Here is a 25,908-nt window from a genome sequence, read left to right as displayed (position 1 = left end):
TTTACAGATATGAAAGTACAGTTAATATGTGGTTTTCTTGGCGCCGGTAAAACAACACTTTTAAAACAACTGATCAGGGAGCATGGCGCGGATACGGCTATACTTGTTAATGAGTTCGGGGAACTTGGGATAGATGGGGCCCTGATCTCTGAGGGCAATAACCTTAATGTTGTCGAAATGCCCAGCGGCTGTATCTGCTGCAGTCTCCGGGAAAGTTTGGTGGATGCCGTGAGAGAGATTATGGAGGATTTCAATCCCGGACAGCTTATCATTGAGCCTTCGGGAATTGCCTCACCTTCATCAATTCTCCTGGGCCTCAAAAATGCGGACTTTGCAGAGAAGTTAGCTTTTACCCCTGTGATTGGGGTAATTGACATGACCTTTTTTATTGAAGTTATCAGAGAAGGAGATATTGGTAATTTCTTTTTAGACCAAATTAAAAACTCAGATATAGTGTTATTGAACAAAGCGGACCTGGTTTCCGCTGAAGTTACCGAAGAGTGCAGCAGGGGCGTATTGGAAATCAATCCTTCCGCAATAATTATACCTACGGTGTATTGTAAGGCTGAGATTCCTGAAATGGCCGCCAAAGATGAAGTCAGCCATTTTCACTATTCACCGCAATTTCATGCCGAATCCTTTACCTTTGACGGGATAGTGAAAAAAGAGAAGATCATTGACCTTTTGAACAGCCTAAAAGGCGGGGAATATGGCAATGTCTACCGGGCCAAGGGCATTATCAGGACTGACAACGGATCAGAGACTTTTGACTATGTAAACGGTCAGGTCAATTTTGGCACTATTGGTAAGGCAGAACAAAATAAGCTGGTTTTTATAGGACTGGAGGTTAACCGGTCCAAAATAGAAAATGCGGTCAGAAGTTGAGAATAGTTAAAAGTTAAGGCCAAAGGGGAGTGTATAGAGAATGGGTGGTGCAGAACTGTATAACAAGCCCTGGATCTACTTTTGGATTGTCCAGTCCCTGGGAGTACTGCTTCTGTTAACCGGATTGGGCTATAAGATATCCTTTTATTTTAAAGCGCGGAGGAGATCCCTGTATAATGAGCCTGATTATCTGATCATGCTGAAAGCCTTTATCACAGAAGTGCTGTTTCAGAAGCAGCTGGCGGAAAAAAGCGCTGGCCGCTGGCTGGCACATATGATGATATTTTACGGTTTTATGGGATTGTTATTGCTGTCCGCAATAGCGGTGGCTCTGGAGACTGTTGTTCCGGAGAGTTCTCGGATCAGCTTGTTCATGTTGGAAGGAATGGGACACAATTACTACAAAGCCGCAGGTGACCTCTTTGGCGCGGTCATTCTGGTCGGTCTGGCACTGGTATTTATCCGAAGGTATATCAAAAAGGACAGCCAGCTTTACACGGAAGCCGCTGATACGGTTGCGCTGGCGGCTTTGTTCCTGCTGGTTGCCGGCGGGTTTCTGTTGGAGGCGGTGCGCATCTCGATGACGGCGCCGGGAGCTGAATTGGCCTATTCCTTTATAGGATACCGGCTGGCAGCTCTGTTTGACGGGTCTGCAAGTGCCGGCGTTCTGGCGACGGCTCTCTGGGTCTTTCACGCGACCCTGAATGCAATTCTTTTGGCATACATCCCCCACAGCAAGCTCCTGCATATCATTAACAGCCCGGTAGAAATAGTCCTTAATGCATCAGAGGAAAGAATGCGGGGTGACCTGTATATATGACACAGACGGGAAATCAGCTTAAATTAGACAAACTCAGTCCCAGGCAGTTGATGAGCCTGGATGCGTGTACCCGGTGCGGGGAGTGCCAAAAGTGGTGTCCCATATATACACTTAATAGTGAAGAGGATGTTACCCCCCGTGCTAAGATAAAATACCTGAAGAAAATGCTTAAAGGTGAAAGCAACGGGCTGTTTGGCTTATTTGGCCGCAAACCCGGTCCTGAGGCCGTAGCGCGTTTTACTAAAAGTCTCTATGAGTGTTCCTGCTGCAACCAGTGTCATTTTGTATGTCCGGCCAGGCTGGACACCGTGGATTTGTGGGAAAACACCCGTGAAGCCATGTATGAAGCCGGGATGGGCCCGCTGCCTGAACAGAAGACTTACTGTGAAAATCTTAAGCGGGACGGGAATCCTTTTAAAAAAGAACAGGCCCATAAAGCAGACTGGGTAGAAACCGGTTTAGCCAAGGGCACTTTGACAGAGAAACCTGAACTGCTTACTGATAACTTGGCGCCGGTCCTGTTATTCCTGGGCTGTACGGCAAGCTATGATGAAAAGATAAACATGGTCTCCCAGCATGCGGCTAATATCATGAACCATGCTGGTGTAAGATTCGGCATCCTCGGCCCTGAGGAAAACTGCTGTTATGGCAAGCTCAGGCGTATCGGGGACCCGGAATTCCGGGAAAAGGCTGCCGGCAACATCGACCAAATCAACCACCTTGGAATAGAGACACTGGTGACAGCATGTTCCGGATGCTACAAAACATTTAAAAATGACTATGCCAGGATTGGGAAACAGAATTACCAGATATATCACCTGGCAGAATATATTGACCTGCTGCACCGGCAGGGGAAAATTAGGTTTGAGATTCCTCTGGAAGGGACAATAACCTATCATGACCCCTGTCTGCTGGGGCGGCACAATGGCATCTATGATGCCCCGCGGCGCATAATTGATGCGATTCCGGGCCTGGAACTGGTTGAGATGGACCGCAGCAGGCAGTATTCCCGGTGCTGCGGGGTGGGCGGCGGATTGAAGATGGCCAACCATGACCTCCAGGAAGAGGCATCGGTATACCGGATAAAAGAGGCTGAAGCTACCGGTGCCGAGCTGCTGACCACACCCTGCCCGACCTGCTACTCAGGTCTGGCCGGCGGGCTAGCCAAGGCGAAATCCCCCCTGAAGATGTATCACCTGGCCGAACTGGCGGCCCGCTCAATGGGCATTAATTAATAACATAGTACCCCCCTCACTCCCTGATATGCAGTGGTATCCCCCAAATACCGCGGTGCATTCAGGGAGTTTTTGTACCTGTAATTAAGTATCGGTGCAAGAAGAGATAAACTAGATAAACCATTCAATGCCTGTAAATGACATTTCGGGGCCCAAACTCTACCATTCAGCAAAAATAACTTTAAAAAGAATGGTTAATAGTACTAATATATATGTAGAGACAACAATTTGCAGTGGTAATTTATGAAAAGCATATAAAGCAAATAATAGTATGTGTGAAAGCCTGGAGGCCCCCGGACAAGAGCCTTTTAACCGTACCGGAGGTGAAAAGGGCCTAAATTTTTAACCAAATAGTAAGTATAGGTGGAAAAAATCTTTACCTAGTGAATCCTGTAACGGATTTCTAAACGCCGCAGTTGTGGACAGAGCACTACATCTTTAGTAGTTATGCAGCAGCTAAGGTGTTTTTATTTTGCTAAAAACGGAGGTGAGCCAAGAGTTTATAACCTGCAGACATGTCTGCCGGAAGGCAGAGGGGAGAAATCTTTATTAAAAAATTTTTGAGGAGGTTTTACTAAATGGCATTTACCGAAAGAGAGAAAGAATTGTTTGCAACCCTAAAGCAAGGCGTTATTGATTATGATGAAGATTCTGTAAGAGATGCAGCCCAGGCTGTTATTGACGAGGGCATTGATGCTTATACCGCTGTTTTTGAAGGACTTGTCGAGGGGATGAATGAGGTCGGCAGGCTTTATGAAGAACAGGAATACTTTGTACCTGAAATCCTGATGTGTGCTGATGCTCTGTATGCCGGGCTGGATATTCTGAAGCCCCACATTGAACAGAAGGAAATGGGTATCAAGGGTACAGTTGTTATGGGTGTAGTTCAGGGTGATGTCCATGATATTGGCAAGAACATCGTGAAAATGATGTTTGATGTGGCCGGATTTGATGTGCATGACCTGGGCCGTGATGTTCCCCTGGAGAAGTTTGTGGAAGAACAGTTGAAAACTGACTCAGAGCTGCTCTGCCTGTCAGCTATGATGACAACTACAATGGTTGGTATGCCTGAGGTTATTAAAAAAGTAAAAGATAAAAACCCGCAGTGTAAAATTATGATTGGCGGAGCCCCCGTATCAGAGGACCTGGCCGGCAAGTGGGGCGCAGACGGCTTTGCCAAGGATGCTAACAATGCATTGAAAGAGGCCCTTAACATGGTTAAGGCTCTCAAGGATATGCAGGAATAATTAAGATACCGGACTTTAGGAGGTAAGACTCAGATGGAGTATAATGTTATATTTCAGCCTTCGGGACGCCGGGGCAAGGTAGAGGAAGGAAAAACCCTCCTCACTGCATCTCATGAACTGGGTGTTGACATTGAGGCCCCCTGTGGAGCCCACAAGGTTTGTGGAAAGTGCAAAATAAAAATTGAAACCGGATTTTTTGAAAAGTTCAATATTGATTCTCAGGTGGGACACCTGTCCCCCATAACCGAGGAAGAGAAAAAGATTCTTAAGGAAAAGGAAATTGCTGAGGATTACAGGCTGGCGTGTGCCAGTGAGATCAAGGGTGATATCCTGGTGTTCGTCCCTGAGGAAAGCCGCAAGGCAGACCAGGTAGTACTTGACACCGGCAAGGAGCGGGTATTTAACCTCGACCCGGCAGTAAAGAATTATTTCGTGAAAATGCCGGCAGCTACTCTGGATGACCACAGGTCAGACCTGAATCGTTTGCAGGATGCTATAAAGGAACAATACGGGCTGGACAATCTGAGCATTGACTATTTTACGCTCAGGGAACTGCCCAACATCATCCGTGAGGGTGAATGGCAGGTAACGGCAACAGTTTTGTACGATCGGGAGATTGTTGATGTTAAACCGGGATTCTCCGGGAACTGGTACGGCATTGGTATTGATGTGGGAACAACCACTGTAGCTGCATATCTGTGTGATATGAGTAACGGCCAGATGCTGATCAAAGACGGGATGATGAACCCACAGGTTCGTTACGGTGAGGACGTCCTTTCCCGGATTACCTATGCCATGATGAATGAAGACGGGCGGGATAAGCTGCATGATGCAATTATCGAAGGGATTAATACCCTGGCCGAAAGGATGACCGAGAAAGTAGGATTAAAGGCTGAAGACGTAGTGGAAATCACCCTGGTGTTCAACACAGCCATGCATCACTGCCTGCTGAACCTGGAGCCTAAGTTCATGGGTCGTGCGCCTTTCGCCCCGGCAATCAGCGCCCCCTTTGACCTTAAAGCCCGCGACCTGGGAATAAAGATTCATAAGTCGGCAAACGTACATGTACTGCCGGTTGAAGCCGGTTTTGTCGGACCTGACAACGTGTCGGTGCTAATTGCTGAGGAACCTTACAAGCAGACTGAGGAAATCAGGCTTGTGATTGATATTGGGACCAATGGTGAGATTGACCTGGGCAACAAGAACAAGCTTTTATCCACCTCGTGCGCTACCGGCCCCGCTCTTGAGGGGGCCCAGATCAAGTTTGGCATGAGGGCTGCTCCGGGAGCCATAGAGAAGCTCCGCATTGACCCGGTGACGAAGGAATGTACCTATAGGGTGATTGGTGACGAAAAGTGGTATGGCCGTGGGGAAAAATCCAATACCAAGGGTATTTGCGGTTCCGGGATTATTGATATGGTGGCCGAGGTGTTTAAAGCCGGGATTATCAACAAGACAGGCCGGTTTAACATGAAGATTGAATCTGACCGGATTCGCAGGGGTGAAGACGGCAAACCCGAATATGTCATGGTATTTGCCGATGACAGCGGTATTGGCAAAGATATCACTGTGACTCAGGGAGATATCCGAGCTGTTCAGCTGGCCAAAGCTGCTCTATATGTTGGCACCAAAATGCTGATGCGGCATCTCGGTGTGGACAAAATCGACCGGGTAACCCTGGCCGGGGCCTTTGGAAGCTTTATTGACAAGGAGTCTTCTATGGTTATCGGACTGTTCCCTGACTGTGACCTTGAAAAGGTTGCCGCTGTAGGCAATGCTGCCGGTGACGGCGCTCAGGCTGCTCTGCTGGATAAGGGCAAGAGGATTGAGGCCAGGGATGTGGCCAGAAGTGTTGAATTTATTGAGACCGCGGTTGAGCCTGACTTCCAGGAGAGGTTTGCTGAAGCTATGGCATTCCCCCACGGTATTGACAGCTTCCCCAGCATCCAGGATATTCTTGACAAAATTCCTAAATAGAAAACTGAAGGAAACCACAATTAAAGTGGAGGTGTATGATGAAAGCAAAAGAGTGTGTGCTTATGGCTTTTGAAAATAAAACGCCTGAGCGGGTACCTGCCATAATTTATGGCGGTGGGGTATGGACGATGAAGCATACCGGCAACACCTTTGACGGATTAATCGGTAAGCCCAGGGAAATGGCAGACATGGTTATCAGGGTGAATGAGGAAATCAAGTCTGATATGGTATATCTGGGTTCAGGTTATAACAATGTGCACCTGCAGCCCTTTGGGGGTCGCATAAAGTACCGCCCTGTAGGGGCGCCTGACCTGGAAGAACCCCTCATGTATGAAGATGATGATCTCCAAAGGCTAAGGGAGAAGTATCCCGATATCCGGGCTGCTCTGTCCGGTGACCCGGTTGTCCAGACTATCTGGGAAGCCGCCCGGCTTGTGCACGAGGAGATTGGCGATGAGTACCTGGTATCTGCTACTGCCTGGGGGCCGTTTTCCCTGGCAGCCCAGATATATGGCGTGGAGAAAATGATGCAGGACTGTTTCCGGAAACCGAAACTGGTTGCCGATACTATCGATTTTGCGGCTGAAATCAACTATTACTTTTATGAGCCGATGATTAAAAACGGTTCCATAGAAGCAACAGCCATCGCCGATGCTACCGCATCAGGCGACCTGATCTCACCGCGAATGTTCAAAAAATTCGCCCTTCCGGGACTACAGAAGTTCCACTCCATGATAGAGGCGCTGAACTGTGGCCGGTTCCTCCATATCTGTGGTGATACCACCAAGAGCCTGGAACTCTTCCCCGAATCAGGGGCCCAGTGTATTGCCATTGATATGAAGGTTGACCTGGCTGAGGCACATCAGAAAATCGGCGCCAAAATGTGCATCGGCGGCAATTCACACCCGGTATTTGTCCTGAATAACGGCACCAAGGAAGTTGTTATCGAAAATGCCAAGAAGTGTATTCAGAATGCCGGTCTTGATGGCGGTTATATTCTGCTGCCGGGCTGCGATATTCCTCCGGGATTGCCGGTGGAGAATATCCATGCTTATCTGAGTGCAGGAAGAGACTGGAAGTATTAAATTACTGCTAATCACGGGATAACCCATTCCCCATAATAAAGGGGAGAATACTCACCCGCTCCCCTTTACTTTCTCTTTAGGTAAAAGAATTAATTGGGTAAAAGAATTAAAATGATAGGAGTGAAATAATGTTTAAACTGGAAGCTGAGCAGAAAGTCTGCCAAATAACGAATTTTAAAGTCGGCGGTCAGTATGGTCAAAATCCCCCGCTGCTGATTTCATCGATGTTCCATAATGGGGATAAGATTCTTGAGAGCAGGAAAGACGGCAAGTGGGATGCAGCCAAGGCCGAGGAATATGTGAAGAAACAGGAAGCCCTGGAAGACATGACAGGTATTCCGGCAATAACAGCAATGGTGGCCAACTCAGCAGAAGAGATGGCCAGGTATGTTGACTGGTTTACCAGCATCAGTGACCGCGCCTTTGCCATTGACATGTGGGTTGAGAAGCCTCGCCTGGAGGCTGCCGAATATATTGCCAAAAAGGGGCTTGCAGACCGCTTGGTATACAACAGCATCACTCCCTGGGATAAGGATATCCCCGGTCAGGTGCAAGCGCTTAAAGACATGGGAATCAAGCATGTGATTGTTCAGGCTTATGAGGTTACCGATCCCTCACCCAAGGGAAGATTGACTGCTTTCAACAAGATGATGGAGATTATCGGTGAAGGCGCTTTTGAGTCTATCATGATTGACACTTCGGTTATGAACCTGCCTGCCATCGCATTCTCCGGAGTAGCTAATAAGATTGTCAAGGAAGCCACCGGATGGCCGTGTGGTGTGGCCAGTTCCAACGGTACTTACATGTGGAAGGATGCCAGGGAGCTCTTTGGCAAGGATGGCTTTGCTGCCATGAATGCCTCCGGACAGGGCTGTTCAGCGCTCTTCTGGTCTGACTTCATCTTCTATGGTCCCATTGTGGCCGCTCCCAAGATGTTCCCCGCAGTGGTTTCAGGTTCTGTAATGGCCGCTGCCATGGGTTACTACGAAACAGGAAAACTGCCGACAAATGAAAATCATCCCCTTTATAAGTTTTTTGGGGATTTTGCTGAAAAACTGAAGAGCGGGGAACAACAGGCTCTTCCCGAGCATGATTAAAAAAATGGAGGTGTCTTAATTGACTTCAAAAGAAAGAGTTCTGAAAACACTAAAAGGAGAAACAGTTGACAGACCCGCATGCTTTAGCGGAATGGGTAATGTTACCACTGCCGGACTTGACCAGTTAGGCTATAAGTTTGCTGACTGCCATGGCAATGCCAAAATGCTGGCCGAGACATCGGCTACATCTCACAAACTGTTCGGACTCGAATCAGCAGTGGTCCCTTATGACCTGTGTGTTGAGGCTGAGGCAATCGGATGCGTGATGAACCCCTATGAAGATGTTGCTAACCTGCTTTACCCGACAATTAAGGAAAAGGTTTGCCATTCACAGGACGAAATGACCACCTTCCCTATTCCTGATAACATTGCTTCAAAGGGACGGGTACAGGTAGTCTGTGAGGCCATTAAGCTTCTTCAGGCCGATATTGGCAGTGAAGTGGCTGTCGGGACATATGTCCTTGGTCCGTTCACCCTTGCCGGCCAGTTGATGGACCTTAATGATCTCCTGAAACTGTCCTTCAAGAAGCCTGATATGATTAATGAAGCCCTGGACCGCCTGGCTAATGTTATCATTGACGTTGCTAAGGCCTATCATGCTGCAGGTGTTGATTATATTACTGTTCGCGAAATGGGAGCTCCTACTGATGTATTAAGTCCTAAGGTATTTAAGAATGTGGTTGCCCCCCACCTGAAGAAAATCTTTGATGCCCTGGCCGAAATGGGATGTCCGGCAGCGTTGCACATGTGTGGCAAGACAAACCCCATCATCGGGATTTTGAAGGATACCGGTACACCCGGAATTTCCGTAGAGCAGAGCAATGACCTGGTCAAGAGTCGCGAAGACATTGGCTGGGATACCTGCCTGTATGGCAATGTGGATGCATATAATGTGCTGGTAACCGGTACACCCCAAGATGTTGAGGCAGCTGTTATTAAATCCCTTGAGGGCGGTGTGGATGCTGTTTGGCCGAGCTGTGATATCTGGCCGACTGCTCCTTTGGAGAATATGAAGGCATTCGTGGAAGCTACTAAGAAATACGGGGCCGAAAAATACGGTCGTAAAAATAAGTAATTAAAGTGCTTGGCGTTAACTTATAGTGGAACTGGCCGGCCTGGTTGCAGGTCAGGCCGGTCTCCGGTTCCACGGTATCTGTGTGAAGTTGGGGAGGTAAAAGTTTAGTGAAAAGGTTATTGGCAGCAGTTTTGACAATTATGTTCTCCGCGGTGGTTTTCTTTGGATGCTCCGGTAAGACCGGGCAACAAGCCAACGAGGCCAGCGGGAATCAGGACCTGGAAAGAATCGTATACCTGACGCAAACATCCCCGCCGAATATGCTGGAACAGTTAAAAGCTGGGGAAATCGACGGTTTCATCGCCTGGGAGCCCTTTAACAGTACTGCTGTAAACAACGGTGACGGTAAATACCTGTTTACCTCCCGGGAAGTATGGCCGGGACACCCGTGCTGTGTTTTGGCTGTAAGTGACAGCTTTAAAGATGAACAAACGGTTGAAGCTGTTACCTGGGCTCATATCAGAGCTATCAGGTTTATAAATGATGCGGAAAACCGGAATAAGGTTTTGCAGTATGCCTCTGCCTTCACCGGGAAGGATGAGGAAGTAGTTAAAAAATCCCTGGAAAACATTACTTATGTTGAATATCCCGCCAAGGACAAATTCATGGAGTACTACAGCAGCCTGGTAGAAGGAAAACTGCTGAAAAACTCGGTGGAAACCATCGGGTACGAAAACAGTGAAAATTTCTTTGCTTCATTCCTCCGGGAAGATGTCAATAAAAAAGTTTCCGGTGAATTGGATCAGGATGCCGGCTGGAAACCTGCGGGCGTCAAAGGTGATGCCCCGCTTCGTCTGGGATACCTGTCAGCTGACCTGCATCAACTGGCTATGTTTGTTGCTGAGAAGGAAGGGTACTATGAACAGGTCGGTCTGATTACCGGGCAGAACCTGGAAACCAAGATGTTTGCCAATGGTGTTGCCGTAATGGAGGCCTTTAAGGCCGCTGATGTAGATATTGCTTATATTGGCGGTGCTCCGGCAACTCTGAAGAGAATAAATGACAATATTCCCATTGAGGTAGTGGCAGGAGCCAACAACGAAGGTTCAGGACTGGTGGTAAAGAGCGACGGCAAGATTAAAACCTTGGCTGACCTGGAAGGCAGAACCATTGCTGTTCCCGGTATCGGTACCGTACAGCATACGCTCCTTGATAAAGCCCTGAGAGAAGAAGGACTGCGGCCGGTTATTAAATAGGAGTCAGGAGTCAGGAGTCAGGAGTCAGGAGATAACAATTGACAATTAATGATATATGACAAATAATAGGAGCAGTTAGCTTTTAGCAGTTAGCATGTGCTGTAGCGGGTGAACGTGCTATCAGGTAAAGGATGGTGTTAATGGGCCTGTTCAATTATACAGCTGCAGACAGGGTAGCAGACCAGACTATTCAGAAACCGCGGTACAGGATACTATCCCGTGACAGGGTTTTCAGGATGCTGTCTGCGGCTTCACTGGTGCTGATATGGCAGATTATAGCAGGTTTGAGACTACTTGAACTTCCGACACCCTTGGAGACCCTCAGGGTATTTGTTGACCTTGTAATAAAAGGAGATCCCCTGTACAACAAAACCCTGCTCCAAATAGTGTGGGCGAGCCTGCTGATAGTAATCAAGGCCTGTGTACTCAGTTTTATTGCTGCAGTACCAATGGGGATTCTGATGGGTTCCGTGGAAAAACTGAAAAGTTATTTTGATTCTATTATTGAGATGATAAGGCCGATACCGCCCCTGGCCTGGATACCACTGGCATATGTAATCTTTGCCAATACCGGGAGTCCCACAGAGTATGTACAGATATTTACTGTTTTTATCGGGGCTTTTTTCCCTGTCCTGCTGAATACCATACATGGTATAAGTATGGTCAACCGGATACATATTGAGGCAGCCCGGACAATGGGCTCTTCCTCCAGACAGGTGCTCATCCGGGTGATGCTGCCCGGGGCCCTGCCGGCGATTTTCAGCGGCATTCGGGTTGGTTTCGGTGTTGGGTGGATGTGTATTGTGGCTGCGGAGTTTGTCGGCGGGAAACTGGGTATTGGTTATTACATCTGGTCCTCCTATTCGGTGGGGGGCAGAACTGCTGAGATTATCAGCGGAATGGTGGCCATCGGGATTGTAGGAAGCCTGATTAACTGGATTATCCTCTTTCTGGAAAAGAGGTTGATACCATGGCGCTGATAATAAGAGATATTACCCAGCAGTTTGGGGAGACAACTATTTTTCAAGGGCTGGATCTTAAAGTGGAACAAGGCTGTTTCTGCTGTATTGTCGGGCCCAGCGGCTGCGGGAAAAGCACCCTGCTGAGAATCGTAGCCGGCCTTTATGCACCGGCAGGGGGACAGGTACTGCTTGAAGACCGGCCGATCACTCTCGAAGATGGGGAAGTGGGGTTTGTATTTCAGGAAGATGCTCTTTTCCCATGGTATACGGTGGAAGAGAATATCAGGTTCGCCCTGAGGGCCCGCAAGATTGACACGAGCCTTTGGAGAGACATTATAGAGCATAACCTGGAAAAAGTGGGACTTGCCGAATACCGCAAGTATTACCCCAAACAGCTGTCCGGAGGTATGAAACAGAGGGTGGCTATTGCCAGAGTGCTGGCATATAACCCCAAACTCCTGCTGATGGATGAACCTTTTGCGGCGTTGGATTCGATAAACCGGAATATGCTGCAGGCAGATCTGATAAACCTGTGGGAAAAAGAAAAAAAGACAATTTTGTTTGTTACCCACAACATCGATGAAGCGGTTTATCTGGCCGAGAGAATTGTTATCATGGGCTGCCGGCCCGGAAGAATTAAGCAGGTTGTCGAGTTGAATCTTCCCCGGCCGCGGAACCGGACAGATGTCGAGTTCTGCCGCAACCGCAGAATGATACTTGAAATGATAGAGTCTTCAACCCCGGCAATCCCTAATACAGGCCGGGTTTAAAATAATCAGGAGGAGGTGAAAAACAAACAGCTCTTAACTGTTTGACATCATGATGTTTGACAAGCTGAAAAGACTACTATTTGAAAGGAGCGAATCCCAAGTTATGTGTGAAGAGAAAAACTATACCCCTGCAGAAGCCAACCAGTATATGGTTGACAACATGTTATTTGTACCCCGGATGTTTAAAGTTATTAATGAGGTGAATCCCAAAGCCGGTGTTACCTTTGCTGATTTTTACAACAGCATGTGGGCAGATGGCGCTTTAAGCCGTAAGGTTAAGGAACTGATTTTTATGGCCGGTGGTGTTGGCTATTGTTCACCCAGGTGTATTGTACACGTTTACCCGGCTGTTAAGGCCGGCGCTTCTGTTGAGGAAGTATTTGAAGCTGCTGCCATTGGTATGATGCTGGGTGGTTTCGTTCCAGCCGGCCCAGGAATCCCGTATTGTTTTGAATATGCTTACAAGTGTGTGCAGCTGGCCCAAAAAATCCAGGCAAATGAGCCTTGGGAATATCTGCCCCCGCCAAGATGGGATCACGGCGTGTACTAGAATTGATTCAGACGAGAGGGGCTGCGGTCCCTCTCCAATATAATAATTTGAGTTTGCAGGAAAACGGACCGGAATCCAGAAATAATAATGGTTATTGAAAATGAAAGGGGGTTGCCGTTTGATGCTGAAATTTCCGCTCCGCATGAGGAAAAGTACGATGACAACGATTGATTCGCAGCAGCTACAGGAAAAAATCATTAGCTGGGGGGCGACCCTTGCCGGTTTCGGGGATGTCAGTGTCGGGCTGGCGCCTGAATTAAAGCACCTGCCCAATGCTATCGCTATTGCCGTAAAGCATCCCAGATACCGTGGGACTTATAAGTGTGGTTCAATGACAGTGTATTCAAACCAGTATGAAGAAGTTGATCTGGTCCTGGAATCTGTTCAGAAGAAATTAATAACTTTGCTTAAGTCACGTGGATGGCGGACCCTGGCGATTCCTCCGGACTCAGCAAAGACTGATGGAAGTTTTATCTCAAAACTGTACCCCCTGTTTCCCCATAAGACTGCAGCCACCTGTTCCGGACTGGGATGGATAGGTAAAAGTGGTCTCCTGGTGAACCGGGAATACGGCGCACGGCTAAGCTGGGCAACAGTACTGACTGATGCGCCGCTGGAGATATGCAAGACACCCTACACTGAAAGCGCCTGTGGCAGTTGTTCCAGATGTGTCAACTCGTGTCCGGTATCTGCTATCAGGGATGTCCAATGGAAACGCGGTAACAAGGCTGAAGTATTTATTGATGCCGATGCATGTACTGAATATATGAGTTATACAGTAAAGGTTTTTCAAAAATATATCTGCGGGGTATGTGTACTGGCCTGCCCCTATGGGAGGTAAACCTTATGAAAAAGGCTAAAGGGATAGTGGAACCCGGAGCCTGTGGGCTGAAGGTTGTTATCGAGGCAGAACTTGACGACCAAAAGCGTCTTAATCTTGATTTTCACAGCGCCTGTGAGCTGGTTACAGGTATGAAGGACGAATTCAGGAATCTTAACTGGAAAAAAGGTGTCTTTACCAAGATGCTTGATTCATATATTTATAAGGTCTGTTCCCAACACCTGACCCACCCCGACTGTCCTGTGCCCAGTGCAATCCTGAAGACGGTTCAGGTGCTGGTTGGCGCTGCGGTGGACCAGGAAGTAACCATGAAAATTACCAAAATCACCGAAGAATGAGAGCTTGCGGGCAGGGTCGCGGAAAGGAAGGCCGGCAGTGAAAATAGTGCTTATATGCGGTTTTTTGGGTGCGGGGAAAACTACTTTGTTAAAAAACCTTATCGAACAGTCTAATTCCGACACAGCCATACTTGTAAATGAATTCGGGGAACTGGGGATTGACGGGGCTGTTGTTGCTGAAGGCACCAACCTTAATGTTGTTGAAATGCCCAGCGGTTGTATATGCTGCAGCCTTCGGGAAAGCCTGGTTGATGCCGTAAGAGATATCCTTGAGGACTTCAAGCCCGGGCAGCTTATCATAGAGCCTTCAGGGATTGCTTCACCGTCATCAGTCCTGATAGGCCTTGAAAAAGCTGATTTCAGTGACCGGATTGAGATTGCTCCGGTGGTCGGAGTAGTTGATTTAACCTTTTTTTCAGGAGATGTCCATGAAGATGACCTGGGCAATTTCTTTAAAGACCAGATTATGAATTCAGATATAATAATGATGAATAAGGCAGACCTGGTTTCAGCTGAAGAAATTGAAAAATGCCGGGGTAAAATCGCCCGCATTAATCCTGCTGCCCTGATAATACCTACAGTCTACTGCCGGGCTGAAATTCCTCAGACAGCCGTTAAAGGTGACATCGTGCATTTCCATTATTCCCCTCAATTTCATGCCGAATCCTTTACTATCGACGGTATGGTGAAAAAGGAGAGAATTGTTGAATTATTGCAGAACCTCAATAGCGGTGAGTATGGCAGCATTTATAGGGCTAAGGGTATTATCCGGACCGAGAACGGACCGGAAACCTTTGACTATGTAAATGGTCAGGTCAATTTTGGTGAGATCCGGGATACAGATACAAATAAGTTTGTTTTTATCGGTCGTCAGGTGGATCGCCCCAAAATCGAAAAAGCTATCAAAAGTTAAGGCCAAGGGGGAGTGCATGAAGAATGAGTGATGCAGAACTTTATTTCAAACCCTGGGCTTACTTTTGGGTTGTCCAGTTCCTGGGAGTATTACTCCTGTTCACTGGGCTGGGCTATAAGATTTCCTTTTATTTTAAAGCCCGGAGGAGGTCCCTGTATAATGAACCCGATTTTCTGATAATGTTGAAAACCTTTTTCAGAGAAGTACTGTTTCAGAAACAACTGGCGGAAAAAAGCGCCGCCCGCTGGTTGGCACATATGCTGATATTTTATGGTTTTATAGGCCTGTTAATGTTGTCTGCAATAGCGGTGGTCCTGGAGATGGTAATCCCGGAGAGTTCCCGGGTCAGCCTGTACATGCTGGAAGGTGCGGGCCATAACTATTACAAGGCTGCAGGCGACCTCTTTGGCCTGGCAATTCTGGCCGGTCTGGCAATGGCAATTATCAGGAGGTATATCAAAAAAGACAGCCAGCTTTATACCGATGCGGATGATACGGTAACTCTGGCAGCCCTGTTTCTGTTGGTCGCCAGCGGGTTTCTGCTGGAGGCGGCGCGCATCTCTATGACGATGCCGGGAACTGAAGTGACTTATTCCTTTATAGGCTACCGGCTGGCTGCCTTGTTTAGCGGTGATGCAAATGTTGGCGGCCTGGCAACGGGTCTATGGGTTTTTCATGCCACCCTGAATGCAATTTTGTTGGCATACATTCCCCACAGTAAATTTATGCACATCATTAACGGCCCGGTAGAAATAGTACTGAATGCATCAGAGGAACGAATGCGGGGTGACCTATATATATGACAGAGGCTGCAATGGAGTCCGGGACTGACAGGATTAATACCGGTAAACTCAGGATAGAAAAACTCAGCCCCCGGCAGTTGATGAGCCTGGACGCATGTACCCGGTGCGGGGAGTGCCAGAAGTGGTGTCCGGTATATACCCTTGACAGTAAAGAGGACGTTACCCCCCGTGCCAAGATAAAATACCTCAAAGAAATACTAAAAGGTGAAAACGGCGGTTTGTTTGGCTTATTTGGGCGCAAACCGGGACCTGAGACAGTGGCGCGTTTTACCAAAAGCCTGTATGAGTGTTCCTGCTGCAACCAATGCCATTTCGTATGTCCGGCAAGGCTGGATACCGTGGAACTATGGGAGAATACCCGGGAAGCCATGTATGAATCCGGGCTGGGCCCGCTGCCTGAACAGAAAACTTACTGTGAGACCCTGAAAAAGCATGGGAACCCATATAAAAGATCCCGTACCGAGAAGGCTGACTGGGTGGAGGCAGGCCTGTCAAAAGGCACTCTGGCACAGAAACCTGAGCTGATAACTGATAATCTGGCGCCGGTCCTATTGTTCCTGGGCTGTACGGCGAGCTATGATGAAAAGATAAACATGGTCTCCCAGCATGCGGCCAATATCATGAATCATGCAGGCGTAAGATTTGGCATCCTCGGCCCCGAGGAGAACTGCTGTTACGGCAAGCTCAGGCGTATCGGGGACCCGGAGTTTCAGGAAAAGGCTGCAGGCAATATCGACCAAATCAACAGTCTGGGGATAGAGACACTGGTGACAGCATGTTCCGGATGCTACAAGACATTTAAAAATGACTATGCCAGGATTGGTGAACAGAATTATGAAATATATCACTTGGCAGAATATATTGACCTGCTGCACCGGCAGGGAAGGCTTCAGTTTAAGATCCCGATAGAAGGCAAAATAACCTACCATGACCCCTGCCTGCTGGGACGCCACAATGGTATCTATGATGCCCCGCGGCGCATAATAGATGCGATTCCGGGCCTGGAACTGGTGGAGATGGACCGGAACAGGCAGTACTCCCGGTGCTGCGGGGTGGGCGGTGGATTGAAGATGGCCAACCATGACCTCCAGGAAGAGGCGTCGGTATACCGGATAAAAGAGGCCGAAGCTACCGGGGCCGAGTTCCTAACTACACCATGCCCGACCTGTTACTCGGGGCTGGCCGGTGGGATAGTTAAAGCGGATTCCCCCCTGAAGATGTATCACCTGGCCGAACTGGCGGCTGTATCAATGGGTTGTGAATAATCATCAGAATACATCAGAATACATCAGGATAACCCCCTCGCCCTGTGCCTTTGCGTTTCCGAGACTTTAAGGTACAGGGTTTTTTATTTGTTTTTTTTCTGTTAAATTTATGTTTGTAAAGTTGCATAATGTTAACAAATGGTGTATTGTTATACAGGAGATACCCTGATTTATATTCAAATCTCAGGAGGGTTTAGGGGTAATGGTAAGAAACAATCAGTACTTGTCAGAAAAGGAAAGTAAGATTTTGGGATTTCTCGTAGACGAGGAAAAAGAGCGCCGCACTCAGCTTTTAGAAGAGCTGAAGAACCTTGAGACCTTGGCTTTTCAGCGGCATCAACAGTATCTCAGGGATAACGCGGATCTTGAGCTAACAGGACTGGCTGCACAGATAGCTGACGGAGAACCTGGGGCCAGGGAACGATTTGCAGCTGCGGTTCGGGAAAAGCTAGCGGCGATGACCACACAGTATGGTAAATTCGGTTTTGCAGTTTGGGATTGGGGATGGCATCCCGACTTTTATATGGACCTGACCTCAGATTGGAAGAATGTGTTTAAATATGAGGCGAAAACGGTCTGTGATTTTCACTGTACTGTACTTTCAGAGAACCAGCATTCAGAGGACTGGGCACAAAAGGTTTTTGACAGTTTCTTCACCATCAGAGACATTAAAGACACTTTAGGTATACATAACAACAATACCCAGGAGGTTGACCAAGTCATTCACCAGGTAGGCAGGGAACTGATTCCGGTTAAATATGAACGGTAGTGTCCCATCAACAGATTTCTTAGCGTCAGGTGGAGTCTGGACTCCATCTGACGTTTAGAAATCGTTATCCAGGAGCTTAGCGCAGCTTAACTCCCACCTGACGAGGTGGGAGTTTTAGCGGCGGTTAGCTATCGGATAAGTGAATAGGAACCTCTTTTGTTTTTAGCTATAAAGCAAGGAAGTGGCAAATGTATTCCTCCAGGATGGCAACAACTCAGCTTGTTACCGGCTCCCGCATTCGCGGATCGCCGACAAGTTGACGTTAGACTCATCCTTCAGGAACACATCTGCCACTTCCTAATTCATAGCAGAAAGTCAGAGAGGGTCCCCATTTATTACGGGACTCGCTGACCTTATTACCGGTTCCCTGCGGGAACCGACAAACGGACGTCAGACTCGTTCTTCCGGAACACATCTGCCACTTCCTAATTTGGAGCCGAAATTGAGAGCGAGTGCCCTATTTACTTATGGGGACATAGTATCAGCAGTTCCAAGTCAGAATTATTTGAGGAGCTCTTGGTATAACTTATAGTTTGCGGAATCATAACAAACGAAAATTACTTTCTGTAGTTTAGATTCATTGTCCCTTACGAATCTGGAAACCTCATCAATAGCTGCCTGAGCCGCTAACTGTTTTGGAAAGCGGTATACTCCGGCGCTAATGTTAGGAAAAGCAATAGTTTCTACATTGTTACCCAATGCTAAAGTTAAACAATTTCGGTAACAATTCCTTAATAATTGTTCTTCACCATCGTTTCCGTCGTGCCATACCGGGCCTACTGTATGAATAACATATTTGGCAGGGAGCTTTCCTGCGGTAGTGATAACAGCTTCTCCCGTTTCACAACCTCCCTGCCTGTTTCTTATTTCCATGCATTCATCAAGTATGGCTTTCCCGCCCGCTTTATGTATAGCGCCGTCAACGCCTCCGCCACCTAATAAACTGTTATTGGCAGCATTCACGATAGCATCAACATGAATTTTTGTAATATCTCCTTGGACTATTTCCATTCTTTTCATCTTATCATCCTTCCCAGTACGTTATTTCGTTTCTTTAAACTTTTATGTCTATGTCTTTTGTTATTAGGCGATGAAGGAGCTATTACCGCCAATTTCGACCATCTACCCTGTTGTGTTTTTGCGTTTTTACGGTTATACTGTAATTACAGTGTAATTGATTGGAGGTAATACTTATGCCTGCCCCAAAAAGGAATATCAAAACTCATAAAGTTTCTGTCCAAAAACGCAATCTGATTAGTATCCCCAGAGAGATTAGAGAGCGCCTGAAAATATCTGAAGGTGATGTCTTAGATGTTAAAATTGAGGGCAACAAAATTGTAATGGAACCTTATAAACTCATACCATCTAGTCAGGCCTATTTTTGGACTGAAGCTACTCAAAAAGATATGTTGGAAGCCAAAGAAGATGTAAAAGCTGGCAGGGTCCGTAAATTTGAGAATGCAGATGAATTTGTAAAGGGCTTGGATAATGACTAGGCGGTTCCAAACAACTCGTAAATTTGATAAACAGTTCAAGTCCTTAGAGCAAAAAATTGTCAAACAGGCTCTTACAAAAATTGACCTCTTTATAAAGAACCCTGCTCATCCTTCTCTACGCTTCAAAAAGGTTCAGGGGACAGACAACTTCTATGAAATTAGCGTAAATATGTCAATCAGAATCATTATAGAAATAATCTCTGAAGGAAAAGATCAGATAAATACTTTCTATATCATAGGAAAACATGAGGAAGTATTTCCAGTAGAATAGCCACTATTAATGCGGTGGTTATTCTTTTGCTTTAAGTTACGCCTTTTTCACCTAAATAATTCATAGCCGAAATTAAAAGCATTAGCGCATTTTTCAGCAGTACATTTTACATACGTTTTGGGTTACTATATAATAGAAGAATTTTAAATCTGGATTTGGAGGTAAAATAAATGATCCCACTCCGGGACAATATCCGGTCACGCAGCTTTCCGGTGGTCAGTGTGGCTATAATAATTATTAATGTGGTGATATTTGTCTATGAGCTGTCCCTGGGTCAGGCTCAGCTGTCAGGATTGTTTTATGATTTTGGGGTCGTTCCGAGGCGGGTTTTCGGGTTTGTGGCGGGTGAGGGAGGCATGATACCGGCAATCGTGCCCTTATTTACCTCAATGTTTCTGCATGGCGGAGTTGTCCACCTGCTGGGAAATATGCTGTACCTATGGATTTTTGGTGATAATGTCGAGGACCGGCTGGGCAGGGGGAAGTATATTTTTCTTTACTTTCTGGCTGGTTTGGCCGGCGCCCTGGCACAGGTATTGGCAAATCCGGTTGCCGCGGAGCCGGTTATAGGGGCCAGCGGCGCGGTTGCCGGTGTTCTGGGAGCGTACTTTGTCAGTTATCCCAGGGCAAAGGTGCTGACCCTGCTGCCGATTCTTTTCTTTTTTACATTTATTGAGATACCGGCCTTCGTCTTTCTGCTCATCTGGTTCCTGACTCAGTGGTTGAGTGGGTTCCTGACACTGGGAGCAGCCGGAAACATGGTCGCCTGGTGGGCCCATATCGGTGGCTTTGCAGTGGGCGCAGCAGGAATGCTTCTGATGACATCCGGAGAGAAAAACAGGCAGTCTGACCAGGCATGACCTACTCTCCTTTTATGGTACACAGGGTATTGCCGCAGGGGTTAAAGCAGAAGAGGTCGGTTGACAGGTATTTGTCACCCCTGTCAGGGATTATGACTACAATAACACCGTTGTCAATTTCTCTGGCAGTTTCTACAGCCACATGCATTGCCGCACCAGCGCTGATTCCGGTAAAAATACCTTCCTTCCGGGCAAGCAGGCGGGCCATGTCAAAGGCATCTTCGTCACTAATCCGGATCTTGCGGTCCAGGCGGCTGATATCATAGATTTCCGGGATTCTGGCTTCTTCCATATTCTTCAGCCCCTGAACCTTATGGCTCATGTTAGGCTCAACACCGACTATCTGAATATCAGGGTTTAATTCTTTGAGACGCCGGGATACGCCCATCAGTGTTCCGGTGGTCCCCATTCCGGCTACAAAATGAGTAATTTTACCTTCAGTCTGTTCCCAGATCTCCTTAGTGGTTCCTTCACAATGAGAGAGATAATTGTTTTCATTGGCAAACTGGTTAGGCATATAATAGAGGCTGGGATTGGATTCATACAGTTCATGGGCCTTTTCAATGGCTCCATCAGTGCCTTTTTCACCAGGTGTGAGGATGATTTCGGCGCCAAATGCCGACAGGGTTTTGCGGCGCTCCATGCTCATCCATTCAGACATTGTGACAACCAGTCTATAGCCCTTTACGGCGGCAACCATTGCCAGGCCAATGCCGGTGTTGCCGCTGGTTGGTTCAATTATAATTTTATCCTTGGTCAGTTCTCCTGACTGTTCGGCCATTTCTATCATGTATAGTGCAGGGCGGTCCTTGATGCTGCCCCCCGGGTTGTTCCCTTCAAGTTTAGCTGCAATAAGTACATTTGGGTTAGGGCAAAGGTGGTTAATTTTCACCAGTGGAGTGCTGCCGATGGCTTCCAGGATATTGTTTTTAATAAGTTTCATGACTGAAAAATACCTCCAATGAAAAAATTTCCGTAAGATGCACCTTATCAATTAATAAATATAAATCTAAACTAAATTATACTACAAATTATGTAAAAAGGATATTAATTCACAAAGCCATTTTCAAAAAAACGTTGGGCAATATTTGGAGCAGAAACGAAAGAGGCTGTCCCGAATTCTCTTCCGGACAGCCTCCCTGCAGATATTTTGTTTTTGGATATGTAACCATGATTATTCACCTAAGAAATCTTGTCCCCACTCTGTATTTTTTACTGTTGATGTTAAGCCGGTAATCGTGCCAAGTCCCATTGTCTGTACTGCGCTGCTGGGGACGACCACCAAAGCTCCTTTTTCCTTCAGGCCTTCGTAAAGGATGTTCATTGCCCTGAGCTGCATAGCCACCGGGTTATTTTGATATGCCTTTGAGGCTTGAACGAAACTGTCGGCTACCAGGTTTTCAGCATTACCAAGAATCATCCTGGCTTTGCTTTCCCGCTCGGCCTGGGCTTCCCTGGACATGGCTTCCTGAAGGGAGGCAGGGATAACAACATCCCTGATTTCTACTGACTGGACTGATATTCCCCAGGGTTCCGTCTTCAGGTCAATTATCCGACGCAGTTCCTGATCAATATGTTCCCTGTTAGACAGCATGTCTGACAGCATGGTTCTACCGATTACGTCCCTAAGGGTAGTTTGTGCTGCCCAGCTTACAATTGCCTCATAGTCCTTGACCTCAAGGGCGGCTTTTTCCGCATCCCAGACTACCCAGAACATAATGGCATCAACGTTTACCGGGACTGTATCCTTGGTTAGGGTTTCTTCAGCGTGAAAAGGAATTGCCTGCACCCTCTGGTCAATCCATGTAGTGATTGTTTCAACTATTGGTATCACGAAGAAGACGCCCGGACCTGCTAAACGATGGAACTTTCCGAAGCGGAGGACAACAGCTTTCTCCCACTGGGCCCCGATTTGAATTGAACTGGTCGCCAGCAGTGCAGTAATCAGGGTTACTCCGATTAAGGTGAAAAACTTGAGGTAAACTGCCCAAAAGATACCGAAAACCATGACCAACAGGAACAGCATGATAGCTATAGGATGTGAATTCCTGTGAGTGTCTTTATCCAACACATAAGTATTACCCATAAACTGATAACCTCCCATTCTTTTTGATGACCCTAACATAATAGTAATCATCAGTTATTCGGTTAACCCATTTTTGCATGAGTCGGTTAAGTTCTTCCGGAGAATACTTAAGCTCTAAGGCTTTTAAGATAAGTTCGTTTAGGACTTCCTCTTCACTCATGATTGTCCCCCCTTTAGCTTAACGGTCTGATACTCGTTTGGCCCATTCTGAAAACAAACTGCTTATTTCATCAGGGGTAAATCCAAGCTCTCTGGCTTTGTTTACCAGATTCTCCATCTCGGTTTTCAGAACCTCAATATCATTTCTTTGGTGTGAGATATTGTGGTCCAGCACAAATGTGCCTTTTCCCTTCCGTGTGGCGAGGAGTCCTTCGTGTTCCAGTTCTGAGTAAACTCTGCTGACTGTGTTGGCATTAATCCTTAAGTCGATGGCAAGTTTTCGAACTGTCGGCAGCTGTGTTCCCGGTTTCAAATGTCCCCGGGCCATACCGTATTTGATCTGCTCCTTAAGCTGAATATAAATTGGGATACCACTCTGGAAGTTTAAATCAAATTTCAAAGCATTTATCCACCTCCTTGTATTAATTTACTAGTACAATAATAAAGTAACATTATTTGGTCATCTTGTCAATAGTTATTTAAAATAAATTTTGGAAAATTAATAAAAAAAATCAATAGGAGTAGATGTATTCCGGTAAGCAGAATAACATCTACCCCTATCTTACTAACTGCCAGAAGAAACTTAAAACTACTGTCAAAGCTACAGCTGCTGCATCGGCTGCCCGCAGCATTCGCCGGACACGCTTGACGATGAGCCGCAGGCCTTGCACGAGAAACTTCCTTTAAGAGCCATCGATTTGCCGCAGCAGAAGTCCGGGAGGCCGGAAATCTTGCCGCACTGGCTGCAGGTGTATTTGGGTCTTGCCATTGCATTCACCTCCTGACTGAGGTAGTATTTTACTAGAGTGTTTCCCAAAACATGCCAGTTTATCCATTTGTATCTGGTTTTTGCAGAAAAAACACTTCTCCTGAAGGATTTAAGGCACACTGTAAATAATTACTGACATAAAATGAAGGAATATAGGAAAACGAGTAGAATAATTTATTAATATTAAGAAAATTAAGAATACCCCGATTAATTATGTTTGTGAGGTCTATTATGGAAGATATGCTGCCTATTAATGGTAGGGAGAGGGGATTTATGCATTTATTGCGCGTGGCGGCAATCGCCTTTGGACTGACAGTTGTCCAATTTGGGACTGTCTTTATGGCTGCTGATGTGACTACACACCCCTGGGTTATTGTCGTGGTGTTTTTTTTGATTAATGCCCTGGGTTCTTATCTTCTTCTCGATTACATGAAACCGCACAAATATGTTACCGTCCGGATGGATGAGGGTGACGAACACCTGGATTCCACACTGCTGATAGCAAATGAGACCCTCCCGTTTTTGAGACAGGGATTAAATGAGGAAACGGCACAGAAAGCCGCTGAGATTATTCTTAAAATAAGTGATGTTGCTGCTGTAGCCATAACGGACCGGGAAAGGGTGCTAGCTTACGTTGGGGCAGGCTGCGAACGTCATCAGCCCGGTCGTTTAATCCTGACGGAAGCTACCAAACAGGTTATTCAAAACGGAGAACTGAAAATAGTTGACAACAAAGAAAAACTGAAATGCCCGGTTAAGGACTGTGACTGCCCTCTGGAGGCAGCGGTTATTGCACCTCTGAAATGCAGGGGACAGATAGAGGGTTGTGTAAAGCTTTATCAGACGAAGGAAGGCCAGATGCCGCCACATGTAGTCAAGCTGGCAGTTGGGATTGCCCAATTGCTTGGCGTACAGATGGAACTGGCAGAACTCGACAGGCAGACTCAACTGGTGACAAAAGCAGAGTTACAGGCTCTTCATGCCCAGATCAACCCGCATTTCCTATTTAATACCCTGAATACAATTATTATGTTCAGCCGTACTAATCCTGAGACAGCCCGCAGACTGCTGATACGACTGGCAGCCTTTTTCCGCCAGACGCTGAAAAAACACGGGCATTTCAATACCCTGAGGGAAGAGCTGGAGTATATTAACACATATCTGGTGCTGGAAAAGGCCAGGTTCAGGGAAAAACTCAGGATATTAAGGGATATTGACCCGGAATTGATGAAATATCAGATACCTGTACTGACTCTGCAGCCTTTGGTAGAAAATGCCGTTAAGCACGGCATTACACCTAAGGTGGGACCGGGTGCGGTACAGATTACCATAAAGAAGGACTTAGGGGAACTGCACGTTCTGGTCAAGGATGACGGGGTTGGTATTCCCCGTGACAGAATAGGTCTGGTGCTCCAACAGGGGGTGGGTTCTGGAAACGGGGTAGGTCTTAGCAATGTTAATGAAAGGCTGAAGAGTTTATTTGGGGAGGAATATGCGTTAAGAATTACGAGCGATGTTGGAGAGGGGACAACTATCCAGGTCAGGGTTCCATTGATCCTGGACGCTCAAGAAGATGAGAGGGGGCAGGTTAATGAAGCTTAAGGCATTGATTGTTGATGATGAGTATCCGGCCAGGAAGGAGCTGAGATTTCTCCTCAATAAATTCGATAACATTGAAGTTGTGGGTGAGGCTACGAATGCTCAAGAGGCCCTTACTCTGATAAAGGCCCTGGACTATTCCATTCTGTTTCTTGATATCGAAATGCCCGGGATGAACGGCCTTGAAGTAGGGGCAAAGGTTCAGGAAATGCCCAGCCCGCCACATGTTGTTTTTGTAACTGCATATGACGAATATGCTGTCAGAGCATTTGAAGTCAATGCCGTTGATTATATACTCAAACCGTTTGATGAAAAAAGACTGACCCAGACGATTAACAAGATAGTCAAGATTAACCAACAGCAGGCAGTCCACAACACGGACGATTCTGCGGAGGAGCAGCCGGTTTTCTCCCAGGAAGGAGCGGCCAAAGCCGGTCAGAAGCCGCAGCATATCAAGATTGACCGTATCCCTGCCGAAAAACAGGGTAAAACTATTCTTGTCAATGAGTCAGATATCATATATGCGTTTACGGAACAGGACTATGTTTATATTAAGACATTCAGTGATAAACTGTTTACCAGATTTACCCTGAAAGAGCTTGAAAGCCGGCTCAATCCTTCGATTTTTTTCAGGACACATCGTTGCTATCTGGCAAACCTTCATAAAGTAAAGGAAATTATTCCGTTTTTTAATGGAACCTATACATTAATAGTAGAAGATAATGAAAAGAGTGAAGTGCCTGTCAGCCGTGCTCAGGCGAAAAAACTGAGGAAAATACTGGGCATGTAAGAGGAAATTCGCAAAACATGTCGAATTTATGCGTAAAGACGGCTTTTGGG

Annotated in this window: 28 protein-coding genes; 22 read left to right on the top strand and 6 right to left on the bottom strand. The window is 46.8% G+C overall.

Going from position 1 to position 25,908, the window contains the following annotated elements; all coding sequences use genetic code 11:
- Nucleotides 1-9 precede the first annotated feature (9 nt).
- The 18 genes from Ga0451573_RS14565 to Ga0451573_RS14480 all read left to right on the top strand — a co-directional run bounded on the left by Ga0451573_RS14565 (nucleotide 10) and on the right by Ga0451573_RS14480 (nucleotide 17,828).
- A complete protein-coding gene (locus Ga0451573_RS14565) occupies nucleotides 10-885 on the top strand; it encodes a CobW family GTP-binding protein (protein ID WP_231684867.1) in 876 nt (291 codons plus the stop codon).
- A gap of 40 nt (nucleotides 886-925) precedes the next feature.
- Nucleotides 926-1,705 (top strand): respiratory nitrate reductase subunit gamma, encoded by a 780-nt coding sequence (locus Ga0451573_RS14560; protein WP_231684866.1) that lies wholly within the window; start codon nucleotides 926-928, stop codon nucleotides 1,703-1,705.
- Nucleotides 1,702-2,940 carry a (Fe-S)-binding protein gene (locus Ga0451573_RS14555; RefSeq protein ID WP_231684865.1) on the top strand — a complete coding sequence of 413 codons (1,239 nt, stop codon included), beginning with the start codon at nucleotides 1,702-1,704 and terminating at the stop codon, nucleotides 2,938-2,940. The genes Ga0451573_RS14560 and Ga0451573_RS14555 overlap by 4 nt, the downstream gene beginning before the upstream one ends.
- Nucleotides 2,941-3,518: 578 nt before the next feature.
- On the top strand, nucleotides 3,519-4,187 hold the full coding sequence (locus Ga0451573_RS14550; RefSeq protein ID WP_231684864.1) for a cobalamin B12-binding domain-containing protein: 669 nt from the start codon (nucleotides 3,519-3,521) through the stop codon (nucleotides 4,185-4,187).
- Nucleotides 4,188-4,220: 33 nt separating this feature from the next.
- Nucleotides 4,221-6,164, top strand: coding sequence for an ASKHA domain-containing protein (locus tag Ga0451573_RS14545; protein ID WP_231684863.1), 1,944 nt, complete (start codon nucleotides 4,221-4,223; stop codon nucleotides 6,162-6,164).
- 35 nt (nucleotides 6,165-6,199) lie between these two features.
- Nucleotides 6,200-7,249: a uroporphyrinogen decarboxylase family protein gene (locus Ga0451573_RS14540; RefSeq protein WP_231684862.1), complete on the top strand. Its 1,050-nt coding sequence runs from the start codon at nucleotides 6,200-6,202 to the stop codon at nucleotides 7,247-7,249.
- A 128-nt stretch (nucleotides 7,250-7,377) separates the two neighbouring features.
- Complete coding sequence (locus Ga0451573_RS14535; protein ID WP_231684861.1) at nucleotides 7,378-8,346, top strand: tetrahydromethanopterin S-methyltransferase subunit H family protein; 969 nt, start codon at nucleotides 7,378-7,380, stop codon at nucleotides 8,344-8,346.
- Between the two features lie 19 nt (nucleotides 8,347-8,365).
- The gene (locus Ga0451573_RS14530; RefSeq protein ID WP_231684860.1) at nucleotides 8,366-9,421 is read left to right on the top strand and encodes an MtaA/CmuA family methyltransferase; all 1,056 of its coding nucleotides are present in this window, start codon (nucleotides 8,366-8,368) and stop codon (nucleotides 9,419-9,421) included.
- A 107-nt stretch (nucleotides 9,422-9,528) separates the two neighbouring features.
- Nucleotides 9,529-10,617, top strand: a complete 1,089-nt coding sequence (locus Ga0451573_RS14525) for an ABC transporter substrate-binding protein (protein ID WP_231684859.1) — start codon at nucleotides 9,529-9,531, stop codon at nucleotides 10,615-10,617.
- Between the two features lie 140 nt (nucleotides 10,618-10,757).
- A complete protein-coding gene (locus Ga0451573_RS14520) occupies nucleotides 10,758-11,597 on the top strand; it encodes an ABC transporter permease (protein ID WP_231684858.1) in 840 nt (279 codons plus the stop codon).
- Nucleotides 11,588-12,349: an ABC transporter ATP-binding protein gene (locus tag Ga0451573_RS14515; protein WP_231684857.1), complete on the top strand. Its 762-nt coding sequence runs from the start codon at nucleotides 11,588-11,590 to the stop codon at nucleotides 12,347-12,349. Before Ga0451573_RS14520 ends, Ga0451573_RS14515 begins: the two co-directional genes overlap by 10 nt.
- A 103-nt stretch (nucleotides 12,350-12,452) precedes the next feature.
- Complete coding sequence (locus tag Ga0451573_RS14510; protein WP_231684856.1) at nucleotides 12,453-12,899, top strand: carboxymuconolactone decarboxylase family protein; 447 nt, start codon at nucleotides 12,453-12,455, stop codon at nucleotides 12,897-12,899.
- Between the two features lie 121 nt (nucleotides 12,900-13,020).
- Nucleotides 13,021-13,740 carry a 4Fe-4S double cluster binding domain-containing protein gene (locus Ga0451573_RS14505; RefSeq protein WP_231684903.1) on the top strand — a complete coding sequence of 240 codons (720 nt, stop codon included), beginning with the start codon at nucleotides 13,021-13,023 and terminating at the stop codon, nucleotides 13,738-13,740.
- 5 nt (nucleotides 13,741-13,745) lie between these two features.
- Nucleotides 13,746-14,078, top strand: a complete 333-nt coding sequence (locus tag Ga0451573_RS14500) for a DUF6951 family protein (protein ID WP_231684855.1) — start codon at nucleotides 13,746-13,748, stop codon at nucleotides 14,076-14,078.
- A gap of 37 nt (nucleotides 14,079-14,115) precedes the next feature.
- The gene (locus Ga0451573_RS14495; RefSeq protein ID WP_231684854.1) at nucleotides 14,116-14,991 is read left to right on the top strand and encodes a CobW family GTP-binding protein; all 876 of its coding nucleotides are present in this window, start codon (nucleotides 14,116-14,118) and stop codon (nucleotides 14,989-14,991) included.
- A 23-nt stretch (nucleotides 14,992-15,014) separates the two neighbouring features.
- On the top strand, nucleotides 15,015-15,794 hold the full coding sequence (locus Ga0451573_RS14490) for a respiratory nitrate reductase subunit gamma (protein ID WP_231684853.1): 780 nt from the start codon (nucleotides 15,015-15,017) through the stop codon (nucleotides 15,792-15,794).
- Nucleotides 15,791-17,059: a (Fe-S)-binding protein gene (locus tag Ga0451573_RS14485; RefSeq protein WP_231684852.1), complete on the top strand. Its 1,269-nt coding sequence runs from the start codon at nucleotides 15,791-15,793 to the stop codon at nucleotides 17,057-17,059. The genes Ga0451573_RS14490 and Ga0451573_RS14485 overlap by 4 nt, the downstream gene beginning before the upstream one ends.
- A 202-nt stretch (nucleotides 17,060-17,261) precedes the next feature.
- On the top strand, nucleotides 17,262-17,828 hold the full coding sequence (locus Ga0451573_RS14480; protein WP_231684851.1) for a hypothetical protein: 567 nt from the start codon (nucleotides 17,262-17,264) through the stop codon (nucleotides 17,826-17,828).
- A gap of 501 nt (nucleotides 17,829-18,329) precedes the next feature.
- Here Ga0451573_RS14480 and Ga0451573_RS14475 read toward each other — a convergent pair.
- Nucleotides 18,330-18,848, bottom strand: coding sequence for an O-acetyl-ADP-ribose deacetylase (locus tag Ga0451573_RS14475; RefSeq protein WP_231684850.1), 519 nt, complete (start codon nucleotides 18,846-18,848; stop codon nucleotides 18,330-18,332).
- Nucleotides 18,849-19,021: 173 nt separating this feature from the next.
- Between Ga0451573_RS14475 and Ga0451573_RS14470 the strand changes: the two genes are divergently transcribed.
- Both Ga0451573_RS14470 and Ga0451573_RS14465 read left to right on the top strand, forming a co-directional pair.
- Nucleotides 19,022-19,324 (top strand): AbrB/MazE/SpoVT family DNA-binding domain-containing protein, encoded by a 303-nt coding sequence (locus Ga0451573_RS14470; protein ID WP_231684849.1) that lies wholly within the window; start codon nucleotides 19,022-19,024, stop codon nucleotides 19,322-19,324.
- A 441-nt stretch (nucleotides 19,325-19,765) separates the two neighbouring features.
- The gene (locus tag Ga0451573_RS14465; protein ID WP_231684848.1) at nucleotides 19,766-20,455 is read left to right on the top strand and encodes a rhomboid family intramembrane serine protease; all 690 of its coding nucleotides are present in this window, start codon (nucleotides 19,766-19,768) and stop codon (nucleotides 20,453-20,455) included.
- A gap of 1 nt (nucleotide 20,456) precedes the next feature.
- Here Ga0451573_RS14465 and Ga0451573_RS14460 read toward each other — a convergent pair whose 3' ends face one another.
- From Ga0451573_RS14460 to Ga0451573_RS14440, 5 genes are all read right to left on the bottom strand, one after another.
- A complete protein-coding gene (locus tag Ga0451573_RS14460; protein ID WP_269438305.1) occupies nucleotides 20,457-21,398 on the bottom strand; it encodes a PLP-dependent cysteine synthase family protein in 942 nt (313 codons plus the stop codon).
- 231 nt (nucleotides 21,399-21,629) lie between these two features.
- Nucleotides 21,630-22,541 (bottom strand): slipin family protein, encoded by a 912-nt coding sequence (locus tag Ga0451573_RS14455; RefSeq protein WP_231684847.1) that lies wholly within the window; start codon nucleotides 22,539-22,541, stop codon nucleotides 21,630-21,632.
- A complete protein-coding gene (locus tag Ga0451573_RS14450; protein ID WP_231684846.1) occupies nucleotides 22,534-22,701 on the bottom strand; it encodes a hypothetical protein in 168 nt (55 codons plus the stop codon). Before Ga0451573_RS14450 ends, Ga0451573_RS14455 begins: the two co-directional genes overlap by 8 nt.
- Nucleotides 22,702-22,719: 18 nt before the next feature.
- Nucleotides 22,720-23,100, bottom strand: a complete 381-nt coding sequence (locus tag Ga0451573_RS14445; RefSeq protein ID WP_231684845.1) for a GntR family transcriptional regulator — start codon at nucleotides 23,098-23,100, stop codon at nucleotides 22,720-22,722.
- Between the two features lie 201 nt (nucleotides 23,101-23,301).
- Nucleotides 23,302-23,469: a hypothetical protein gene (locus Ga0451573_RS14440; RefSeq protein ID WP_231684844.1), complete on the bottom strand. Its 168-nt coding sequence runs from the start codon at nucleotides 23,467-23,469 to the stop codon at nucleotides 23,302-23,304.
- 273 nt (nucleotides 23,470-23,742) lie between these two features.
- Here Ga0451573_RS14440 and Ga0451573_RS14435 point away from each other — a divergent pair, with 273 nt between their 5' ends.
- Both Ga0451573_RS14435 and Ga0451573_RS14430 read left to right on the top strand, forming a co-directional pair.
- On the top strand, nucleotides 23,743-25,071 hold the full coding sequence (locus Ga0451573_RS14435) for a histidine kinase (protein ID WP_231684843.1): 1,329 nt from the start codon (nucleotides 23,743-23,745) through the stop codon (nucleotides 25,069-25,071).
- Nucleotides 25,061-25,858 carry a LytR/AlgR family response regulator transcription factor gene (locus tag Ga0451573_RS14430; RefSeq protein WP_231684842.1) on the top strand — a complete coding sequence of 266 codons (798 nt, stop codon included), beginning with the start codon at nucleotides 25,061-25,063 and terminating at the stop codon, nucleotides 25,856-25,858. The genes Ga0451573_RS14435 and Ga0451573_RS14430 overlap by 11 nt, the downstream gene beginning before the upstream one ends.
- Nucleotides 25,859-25,908 lie beyond the last annotated feature (50 nt).

Origin of the sequence: Phosphitispora fastidiosa, assembly GCF_019008365.1 — a bacterium.
In the GTDB taxonomy this organism is placed as follows: Bacteria; Bacillota; Thermincolia; order Thermincolales; family UBA2595; genus Phosphitispora; species Phosphitispora fastidiosa.
The sequence above is the reverse complement of the archived record's forward strand: the minus strand, read 5'-3'. Positions and strand labels throughout refer to the sequence as shown.